Source organism: Pseudovibrio sp. W74 (genome assembly GCF_001623085.1).
Taxonomy (GTDB): domain Bacteria; phylum Pseudomonadota; class Alphaproteobacteria; order Rhizobiales; family Stappiaceae; genus Pseudovibrio.
Genome location: NZ_LMCJ01000012.1, coordinates 1,930 through 11,674, shown reverse-complemented (window position 1 = coordinate 11,674; position 9,745 = coordinate 1,930). Strand labels below are relative to the sequence as shown.

The 9,745-nt window shown below is 53.1% G+C and carries 8 protein-coding genes; 4 read left to right on the top strand and 4 right to left on the bottom strand.

The window, feature by feature from the left end; genetic code table 11:
• Nucleotides 1–28 precede the first annotated feature (28 nt).
• Nucleotides 29–1,306: an aldo/keto reductase gene (locus PsW74_RS08955; RefSeq protein ID WP_208987911.1), complete on the top strand. Its 1,278-nt coding sequence runs from the start codon at nucleotides 29–31 to the stop codon at nucleotides 1,304–1,306.
• Between the two features lie 75 nt (nucleotides 1,307–1,381).
• Here the strand turns inward: PsW74_RS08955 and PsW74_RS08950 are convergent, their stop codons facing one another.
• Nucleotides 1,382–1,666 carry a hypothetical protein gene (locus tag PsW74_RS08950; protein WP_063289759.1) on the bottom strand — a complete coding sequence of 95 codons (285 nt, stop codon included), beginning with the start codon at nucleotides 1,664–1,666 and terminating at the stop codon, nucleotides 1,382–1,384.
• Nucleotides 1,667–2,430: 764 nt separating this feature from the next.
• Here PsW74_RS08950 and PsW74_RS08945 point away from each other — a divergent pair.
• On the top strand, nucleotides 2,431–4,041 hold the full coding sequence (locus PsW74_RS08945) for a BCCT family transporter (protein WP_057464735.1): 1,611 nt from the start codon (nucleotides 2,431–2,433) through the stop codon (nucleotides 4,039–4,041).
• A 98-nt stretch (nucleotides 4,042–4,139) separates the two neighbouring features.
• Here PsW74_RS08945 and PsW74_RS08940 read toward each other — a convergent pair whose 3' ends face one another.
• Nucleotides 4,140–5,255 carry an extracellular solute-binding protein gene (locus PsW74_RS08940; protein WP_063289758.1) on the bottom strand — a complete coding sequence of 372 codons (1,116 nt, stop codon included), beginning with the start codon at nucleotides 5,253–5,255 and terminating at the stop codon, nucleotides 4,140–4,142.
• Between the two features lie 261 nt (nucleotides 5,256–5,516).
• Here PsW74_RS08940 and mgtE point away from each other — a divergent pair, with 261 nt between their 5' ends.
• Both mgtE and PsW74_RS08930 read left to right on the top strand, forming a co-directional pair.
• On the top strand, nucleotides 5,517–6,923 hold the full coding sequence (gene mgtE / locus PsW74_RS08935; RefSeq protein ID WP_063289757.1) for a magnesium transporter: 1,407 nt from the start codon (nucleotides 5,517–5,519) through the stop codon (nucleotides 6,921–6,923).
• A gap of 56 nt (nucleotides 6,924–6,979) precedes the next feature.
• Nucleotides 6,980–7,387: a cupin domain-containing protein gene (locus tag PsW74_RS08930; RefSeq protein WP_063289756.1), complete on the top strand. Its 408-nt coding sequence runs from the start codon at nucleotides 6,980–6,982 to the stop codon at nucleotides 7,385–7,387.
• 42 nt (nucleotides 7,388–7,429) lie between these two features.
• Here the strand turns inward: PsW74_RS08930 and PsW74_RS08925 are convergent, their stop codons facing one another.
• Nucleotides 7,430–8,902, bottom strand: a complete 1,473-nt coding sequence (locus PsW74_RS08925) for a DEAD/DEAH box helicase (protein WP_063289755.1) — start codon at nucleotides 8,900–8,902, stop codon at nucleotides 7,430–7,432.
• A gap of 402 nt (nucleotides 8,903–9,304) precedes the next feature.
• On the bottom strand, nucleotides 9,305–9,589 hold the full coding sequence (locus tag PsW74_RS08920; protein WP_063289754.1) for a GIY-YIG nuclease family protein: 285 nt from the start codon (nucleotides 9,587–9,589) through the stop codon (nucleotides 9,305–9,307).
• Between the last annotated feature and the right edge of the window lie 156 nt (nucleotides 9,590–9,745).

Sequence of the window (9,745 nt, the reverse complement as noted above, 5' to 3'; positions counted from 1 at the left end):
GGAAAGCCCCGCCATTGCGTTCGTTTGCGTGATTTTGCGCGAAACAGCGTTTTTATGCGCTCAAATGTTCAAGACGGCAATGAAACAGTACGTTTGGGAAGACGAAGGACTAAGAACGGCATCAGCAAATGCCTCTTGCTCCGCCCAACTGAGAGACAGCACTTATCCTCCTTCTATCAAATCTTATAAACGCAAACCAAAAAACTATCCCCGCAAAGGAGGCGGTTTTGATCATCAGCTTCAGGTCTGGAAAGGCGGTTATGGCGCATTGCGCTGTTTATTTTTGTGTGCTCCCCTCTCCCTGGGAGTTTTAATAGCGGAAATAACAATGATTTTCAGAGCTTTGAAAGATATGAATGCGTCAGTGTTGGGGTTCGGTTGCTGGGCTGTGGGCGGCACCTGGAATGACACAGAGGATCAAACCTCTATCCGAACCATGCGAACAGCCGTTGAGCTGGGCATCAATTTCTTTGATGTCGCACCGGTTTACGGGCTTGGGCATGCGGAAACGCTTTTGGGTGAGGCCCTCAAGACCTTTGAACGTGAGCAACTGTATATTGCCACCAAATGCGGGCTAGTTTGGAACAATCCGGAAAGAGCTGTCAAAAACAATCTGACCAAAGCTTCTATTATAGAAGAGGTGGATCAATCACTCGAGCGTTTGCAGACAGAATATATTGATGTGCTGCAGTGCCATTGGCCTGATCCCCATACACCTGTTGAAGAGACCGCCGAAGGTTTACGTGCTGTTGTGGAGAGTGGGAAGGTTCGACATCTGGGTGTCTCCAACTTCTCATTGAAGATGACTAAAGAGCTGATGCAACATTGTGAGCTGGCAACTTATCAGGGGCTTTATAACCTTCTGGAGCCGAATGCCACGCATTATCATAACATACCGCTGAGCTACCGTAGTCGTGATGAGATCATTCCGCTTTGCGAGGAGCATGACTTCAAGTACTTGCCCTATAGCCCATTAATGCAGGGATTGCTGGCAGGAACCTTCAAAGCAAGTGGTAACTTTGACCAAAATGATGATCGCGCCAATAACCCGAAACTGAATTCTCCGCTACTGGAGAAGTATCTCGGCTGTGCTGACGAGTTGAAAGCTTTCGCTGAAAAAGCCGGTATGCCTCTGGCCCATCTGGCTATGGGGTGGTTGATGGCGCAGGATGCGGTCGGGCCCATTATTACCGGAGCCTATCAGGAATGGCAGGTGAAAGAGAACATTGCGGTCACAACACGCTCTTACGATGCGGATCTTTTGAAAGGTGCTGAAGACATCGTTGCTAAATGGGCGCTATCTTAACTTATCGAGATCGGACCAACAAAACCCAGTTCTGAGGAGCTGGGTTTTCACTTCGCAATCCAGAGCAATGTGACTTTATATATAGGCTTTACCCTCATAGTCTGATCGACACCATGTAGATGCAGCTTCATCGCCCAGATCGCAGCCTCCAAGATCAGCATTGGGTTTATATTCAAACGCAAAGTTGATCTCCTTCTCTGTTATAAATCGATAGGGAACCGCTGTTTGGGTGTGGAACTCCAGAGCGTGCCATAAATCTGTTTCAAAGTCTGAGCGAGCATCTGAGTCAGGCGTGAAACTGAGTTCTAACCACAGCTCGCCCTTCAGGTCATAGATGGCAACTTCACGCTCTCGCCTCAAACATCATCGCCACCTTACACCTCGATTGCACCTCTCGCCGTAAGGCCGAATGCAACATGCTCCAAAATGCAACGGATCCAACTTCCCACGGAGCCGAAACTGAGCTGCTCTTACTTTGAATGGTATTTTCTGCGCTGCGTCCGAACCTCACGTCTCACACTAAGGTTTGCTATGAGAAAGCCATCAATAAGAGAGCAGCCCTACTCACGCGCCTCATTATACCTGAAATATCTTCATCTTTGCGCAGTCAACACAACATGGAAGAGATTGGTATTCTCTGAAACTGGCGTGTTCGAGCAGTATGAGGCCCGAAAATAGAATATGAAGATCACAAGCTTAGAGATGTGAGACAGGTTTTTAGGTCTCTTTGATATTGCTTTTGCAGGATCAGGCAAATCGGCAAAAGCTATCCCCAAGACTAAGTATTTTTACTCTTGTGTGTAATGCATTTAAATTTGTAGGTTTCGCGCACACCAAGTGGTGCCTAACCAATCACTGTCAGCGACGGCTTCTTGCTAAGCCAGATCACTTTCGCTGTATGGCACCGCTATCCATCTGTGCCTCCGCCATGGAGGCAACCGCGTTGCCAGCTTCCGCCCTTTGTGCGTGGAACCCATTTCTGGCAGTGATCGTATAAGCTCGCCCATGAGCTTTCGCGGCAGATGGCTAACAAGCGGATCATGGCTCTTGGTTGAGCTGCTAAATCCACGTGACGTGCGCACTCGGGCTGCATGCGTGGATATCTGCCAATAAACAGGACCAGTATGACTGATCAAACCTGCGCAGATCTTATTCCGGCCCCCGAAGGGCCGTCCAATCTTATTGATACTGATTATGAAGTAGGACAAGACAATATTACACCGCGAATCGCTGGTGTTGCGTTTGACGTCCACAATATCGTTTTCACTATTTCCAGTATTGCGATTGCAATTTTTGTTGCAATTACTCTGCTCTATAAAGACGCTATTGGTCCGGTCTTTGGTGATCTACGTGTTTGGCTCACTTCTAGTTTTGACTGGTTTTTCCTAATTGCCGGCAATATCTTTGTGTTGCTTTGCCTCTTCCTTATTGTGTCTCCACTGGGAAAGGTTCGCATCGGCGGCAGAGATGCAAAACCAGATTACAGCTACAGCGAATGGTTCTCCATGCTGTTTGCTGCGGGCATGGGCATCGGCCTTGTCTTTTACGGCGTGGCTGAGCCACTTGGCCATTTCTCTTCCATCACTTCTGGCAGCAGCTGGGCCCCATTGGGTGGTGAAGCGCTGAGCGGTGCGGAAGCAGAGCGCCTTGCCATGGCCTCCACCATCTTCCATTGGGCCCTGCACCCATGGGCAACTTATGCTGTGATTGCTCTTGGCCTGGCTCTGTTTTCCTATAACAAAGGCCTGCCGCTGACCGTCCGCTCTATCTTTTATCCAATTCTGGGTGAGCGTGTTTGGGGTTGGCCGGGTCACGTGATTGATATTCTGGCTGTGTTTGCCACCATGTTTGGTCTGGCAACCTCTCTGGGTATTGGTGCAGAACAAGCCAATGCTGGTTTGAACCATTTGTTTGGTCTTGAAATCACGACAACAACCAAAGTCATTTTGATCATCGCGATCTCTGCTATTGCACTTTGTTCCGTTGTTATGGGGCTGGATAAAGGCATTAAACACCTTTCCACCTTCAACGTAATCACCGCTGCTTTGCTGCTTGGTTTTGTTCTGTTGGCTGGTCCAACATTGGACATCCTGCAGAAGCTGTTCTGGAATCTGGAAGCTTATCTGGAATATCTGCCAGCACTTTCCAACCCAGTTGGCCGCGTTGACGATAACTTCCGTCAGGGCTGGACAACTTTCTACTGGGCTTGGTGGTTCTCCTGGGCACCGTTTGTGGGCATGTTTATCGCTCGCATCAGCCGTGGCCGCTCCGTTCGTGAGTTCATGATTTGCGTGCTGGTTATTCCAAGTGTTGTTACCACCCTCTGGATGACAGCCTTTGGCGGCACAGCGATTGAGCTGGAAGCAACTTCTACCCTTGGCAAAATTGCAGGTGCGGCGACTGAAATTCAGCTGTTCGAGATGCTGAGCAACCTGCCACTTGCTGAAATCACATCTGTACTGGGTGTTGTTTTGATCATCACATTCTTTGTGACGTCTTCAGACTCCGGCTCTTTAGTGATCGATACCATTACAGCTGGTGGCAAAGTGAACGCACCGGTTCAGCAGCGCATCTTCTGGGCGTCTTTGGTTGGCCTTGTTGCGATTGCATTGCTGCTTGGCGGTGGTCTTTCCAGCCTTCAGGCGATGACGGTTTCAACCGGCTTCCCGTTTGCAATTATCTTGCTTGGCGCATGTTTTGCAATCGTCAAAGGTTTGCGTAGCGAGCCTAGATAAGCAAACTTCATACTAAATTCAAAAAGCGGCGGGATCATTTCCGCCGCTTTTTTGTTTGAAATGCTTGCATGTGGGATCGTCGTTTGATCCGCTCTATTTTAGTGAATGGTTGCTGCCAGCTTCTTGGCATCTGCGCGCATGTTGGCCGGAAGCGGGATGTAGCCGGATGAAATTGCGGCTCCCCTTGCCTGTCCGCTCAAAACGAATTCAGCAAACTGGCGCACCGCAGTACCGGTTTTCACATCAGGGTAGACATCTTCCGTCACCAGCCAAAAGAATGAAATGATGGGATAAGCGCTGGGAGCTTCAGGGTTGTGAATCTCATCAATGGAGAGCGGATCGCCACTTCTGCTGATCTCCTCGATGGCTGCTTCTCCGGCATTGAGTGAGGGTGCTACGAAGTTGCCCTTTTGATTTTCGACCAGGGCCATCGGGATTCCCAGTGTGCTGCCAAAGGCTGAGGGGGCATAGCCGATTGAGCCATTGTTCTCTGTGATTTTGGTGACGACCTCAGAAGAACTGGGCACAAGGACAGCATCTTTCGGGAAGGTTTCCAGTGGCCAAATGCTGGCAGATTTGCCAGACCATGCATTTTCGGCGGTGTACAAGTGCTTGGAGAGGGCAAGGTTTGCGCCGCTGGCATCACTACGGCCAACAATGGTGATTTTCAGCTTTGGCAAGCGCAGATCCGGGTTCACCATGCGGATTTCACGGTGGTTCCAGTATTGGATGGAGCCATCGAAGATACCGGAGAGCGCGTTGCGCGTGAGCTTCAAGTGGCCAACACCCTCAATATTGTAAAGAATGCCGAGCATGCCTGCGGTGATGGGGATCTCCAGCAGTTTGTCCTCTATGGCGACAGGCTCATCGGCGGCATCAATATCAAGGTCCTGCTCGAGGATCGCTTCCAGCGGAGCGCTGGAGACAGCAAAATCGACCTTGCCAGCCTGCAATGCCAGCACCCCAGCTCCACTGCCGATCGGGTCGTATCGCACTTCGATCTCGGGGTTTGATGTTTTGAAGAGACGCAGTGTCTCATTGAACAGGACGTCTGGATACATGGATCCCGCTCCACTCAGTTCCTCGTAGGGTTCTGCCTGAGCGTAACTGTCCTGAGCCATTGAGGAGTTAATCAGAAAACCGGTTGCCAAAAGCGAAAGGAACGAAGCAGCTACAATCTGAACGCACAGTTTTGGAGAGATCCAGTTGAGCATGGCACATCTTTCTCGGAGATTTTCCAATATGTAGACGCTGGTGTGCGTCATTTTATGCTGTTGGGCGCTGATATAACCACCCGTGCAAGGCCCCTCATAACTTAGATTTCATAAAGGCTTTCTCATTGTGGGCTGCGGTATTCTTTGAAAACTTTAGCTATAGAAAAACAGCATTGGTTTTGCTTGATCTTAGGGAGAGATTTACTTCGCTGAGGCATGGTCTGCACAGGCAAATATCGTACCCAAACAAAGGTGCGGAGGATGGCAAAGAACAAGAAGCCACTTCAGTGGAGCAGCAAGACAGACACCACCGCGCATGAGCACAACAAGCAGGTGCTGAAGACGGTGCGCCATTTGCTGCGTGCGCACGAGACCAGCTGGCTGGTGAAGCGGTTGAAGAAGTGGTCGCCCACGGATTTGCTGCAGTTGTTGACTGCCCTTCCCCTGCCGGACGCTCGCAAGCTGTTTGCGCTGCTGCCTATTCGGCCTTCCACCAAGATCCTTGCTGAGCTTTATCCGGATTTTCGGGCTGAGCTGCTGAAAGACGGGACGACCACGCGGCTGGTGGAGATTCTCAATACGCTGAAGGAGAATGATCTGGCGGATACGCTCGATGAGTTTCCGCAGACCTTGCTCGACATCATCGTGCCGCAGCTGGATGCGCGGGCGGAGATTGAGGAGCGGATTTTGCATGGGGAGGATACGGCCGGGCGGTTGATGAGCCGGAAGTTTGTGGCATTCAACGAGGATTATACGGCGGGGAAGGCGATTGCCGCGATCAAGAGCCAGTATGATCTGGTGGGACGGTTTCGCACTGTGTTTGTGGTGGATGCAAAATACCGGTTGGTGGGGCGGCTGGATGTGACGCGCTTGCTGACGCTGGAGCCCAAAGCACGCATTGGGGATGTGATGGATGCCAATGTGCTGGCGGTGTCGGCAGAAATGGATCAGGAGGATGTGCTGCGTAAGGCGGCGAAGCGGCAGATTTCCTCTATGCCGGTGATTGACGTTGACGGGAAGCTGATTGGGCGGATTACGACTGAGCAGATGAACCAGATTGTGCGTGAGGAGCTCTCGGAAGACCTGATGTTGATGGGTGGGGTTTCGCCGGAAGCGCGGCCTTCAGACTCCGTGCGCCGGATCATCAAAGGCCGGTTGCCCTGGTTGATGACGGGGTTGATTGGCTCTGCTGTTGCCGCGCTGGTGGTTGGGTCTTTTGAGGATGAGCTGGAGAAGGCGGCTATTTTGGCGGCGTTTATTCCGGTGATCATGTCGATGGCGGGCAATTCCGGGCTTCAGGCGTCTGCTGTTGCGGTGCAGGGCATTGCGACGGGGTCTATCTGGACGGGCAGTACGCTGTTTCGGCTTTGGAAGGAGTTTTGCGGGGCGCTGTCCAACGGAGTGATTGCAGGCAGTGTGCTGACTGTGCTCATCAGCATTGGGGCCGTGCTGTTTGAGATTCATGATCCCGTGTGGCTGGCGCTTACGGCTGCCTCGTCGCTGGTCATCGTCACCACGGTTGCGGCGATGGTGGGGGCGACGGTGCCTGTGGTTCTAGACAAGATTGGCATTGATCCGGCGGCGGCGACGGGTGTTTTCATCACCACCAGCAATGATGTGCTTGGGGTGTTGGTCTACTTCACGACGGCCAGCTATCTTTATCTGTAACTTGACGTTCCCTGCCCTGACGGTCCCTACTACCCAACGAAGAGGGAGGGATTTTTATGGAACAGGAACAGAGTTTCAGCCACAGCGAAGGTGAGGCTGGGGAGTTTGAGGCGCGGGGGTTGCGGAGTTATTTTGAATATCGCGACCTTGGTGTGGCTGATGCCACCAACGGGGCTGTGGTTGCGCATGTGATTAAAGCGCGTGAGGGGCACAATGCGACAGGTCAGTGGCATGTGCATGATTGCTCCTTTCAGTTTTATTATGTGCTGAAAGGCTGGGCGCGGTTTGAGTATGAGGGGCATGGCATCCGCACGGTGAAGCCGGGGGACTGCGTGGTGCAGCCAGCGGGCATTCGCCACCGCGAGATTGAGCATTCTGAGGATTTTGAGCTGATCGAGATCGTCTCGCCTGCCGGTTTTGGTACTCGGGCGGAGGACGAGACAGCAGAGACCACTGAGGCTTGAAAGCAAAACCGGGGCTTGTGAGCCCCGGCGTGTTTTATGAAATCAGCGCTGCGCGGCTGCTGGTTTTGCGCGGCGTGGTCTGTTGCTCTGACTACGGTTTGGGCCGTTTTTCTGAGCTGGACGCGCATTGGCATTTGGTTTGCCGCCACGACCGCGACCTGCATTTGGCTTTGCACCGGCTGGTCTTGCGCCTGCCTCACCTGCTGGTTTGCTGCCTTGTGCGGCACCGTTGCGGCCTGCACCGCCAGCTGGGCGACCAGCCCCACCGGTTGAGCGGCCTGCACCGCCGCCACCACCGCCACTGCGGCGACGGTTGCCTTGCGGGCGCTTGTGGCGTTTCAGCTGTGTCTGTTCGTTTGCTGGGTCGTACGCAGGCATTTCGCCGTCCGCCCAATCGCCATCACCAGACGGGATTTTGCGGCCAATCAAGCGCTCAATATCGCGCAGGTATGGTTGTTCGGTTCCATCACACAAGGAGATGGCGACACCGCTTTTGCCTGCACGGGCTGTCCGGCCAATGCGGTGAACGTACGCTTCCGGCACATTTGGCAGCTCGTAGTTGACCACGTGGCTGACGCCATCAATATCAATACCGCGGGCAGCGATGTCTGTTGCCACGAGGATTTTGATGGAGCCATTTTTGAAGCCATCAAGCGATCTTTCGCGCTGGCGCTGGCTCTTGTTGCCGTGGATGGCTGCTGAGCTGAGGCCTGCTTTGTCCAGATGACCGCTGACACGGTCTGCCCCGCGCTTGGTGCGGGTGAAGACGATGGCGCGTTCGATGTCTTTTTCTGACAGGATTTCCTGCAGGGCAGCCCGTTTTGAGCTTGAATTGAGGAAGCGAACGGACTGCTCGATTTTCTCAATTGGACGGGAGACCGGCGCCACGGAGATTTCACGCGGGTTGGTCTGGAACTCTTTGGCCAGCTTGCGGATCTGGTGTGGCATGGTTGCGGAGAGCAGCACTGTCTGGCGCACTTTTGGCAGTTTGCCAAGAATACGGCGGATGGCTGGGGCAAAGCCAAGGTCCAGCATCTGGTCGGCTTCGTCCAGTACCACTGTTGTTGTGGCGTCCAGCTTGATGCCGCCGGTGCTCATGTGGTCTTCCAGACGGCCCGGAGTGGCGATCACAATGTCCAGGCCTCTGGACAGGGCGCGCAGCTGTGGGCCGGGTTTCACACCACCAAAAATCACGGCAGTTGATGGGCCGATATACTGGCCATAGGTGCGCACGCTATCGGCGATCTGGGAGGCAAGCTCACGGGTTGGCGCAAGAATAAGCGCACGGCAGGTGTGCGGCGCTGGTTTTTTGCGGTCTTCTGCCAGACGGGTCAGCAGCGGCAGCACGAAAGCTGCTGTTTTGCCGGTGCCTGTTTGCGCGATGCCGAGGATATCCTCGCCCGCTTTCATGTGCGGAATTACTTCACGCTGGATTGGGGTTGGGGCTTCATAGCCCTCTTCTTTTACAGCGCGCAGGATAGGCTCTGCTAGGCCAGCTTCGTCAAAATTCTTCACTCTCGTACTTCCAAGATGTGCAGAGCACGCCCCCTGATATGGGATCAGGCAGGTACTCATAGATTAAACGCCAGCATATACCCCGCAGACATACATCTACGCGGCCAGACTGGCTAAAATTGAGATCCATGGAGTTTGAGAGGAGCTTTGAAAGCGACCTAGAAACGCTGCGGACCACGGTGCGTGCCCGTGTTACATCCCACTCGAGCAGGCTGCCTTGCTAAATATATTGCAGGCAGCGGGGTGGCGCTCCAAGCATATGCCCGATAAGCGCGTTGCCTCGGGAGATATAGGTAAATGCGCGGGAATGCAAGGGGTGGGGTGTGAGATGATCCACGCAATGCTCCTCTAACCGCCGTCATCCCGCACTTGATGCGGGATCTAGAACTATTAGCAAAGCCGTCACCTTAAGTCCCGATACAGATCACGCCAGGCTGGGTTAAGTGTTTCAATTAGCTTCAGTTTCCATGCCCGCCTCCAACGTTTCAGCTTTTTCTCACGAGCGATTGCATCCCCAATACGCTCGAATTCTTCGTAATAAACCAGCTGAGACACGCCATAGTGAGCAGTAAACGAGGTTGCCGCCTTCTCCCGATGCTCATGAATGCGGCGCGCCAGATTATTGGTGACGCCCGTGTAGAGCGTCCCGTTTCTCTGACTTGCGGTGATGTAGATGTAATAGGGCATGTCGTAGTTTGAGAGTGTATGTGCAGATTGCCAATCGCATGATCTGGCTAGGCCTTTATCTGAGGTGATTTCCTACTGGATCCCGCATCAAGTGCGGGAAGACGGCGGTGGGGGCTTAATCTACCCAAACACCCCCTCGCCGTCATGCCGGACGAG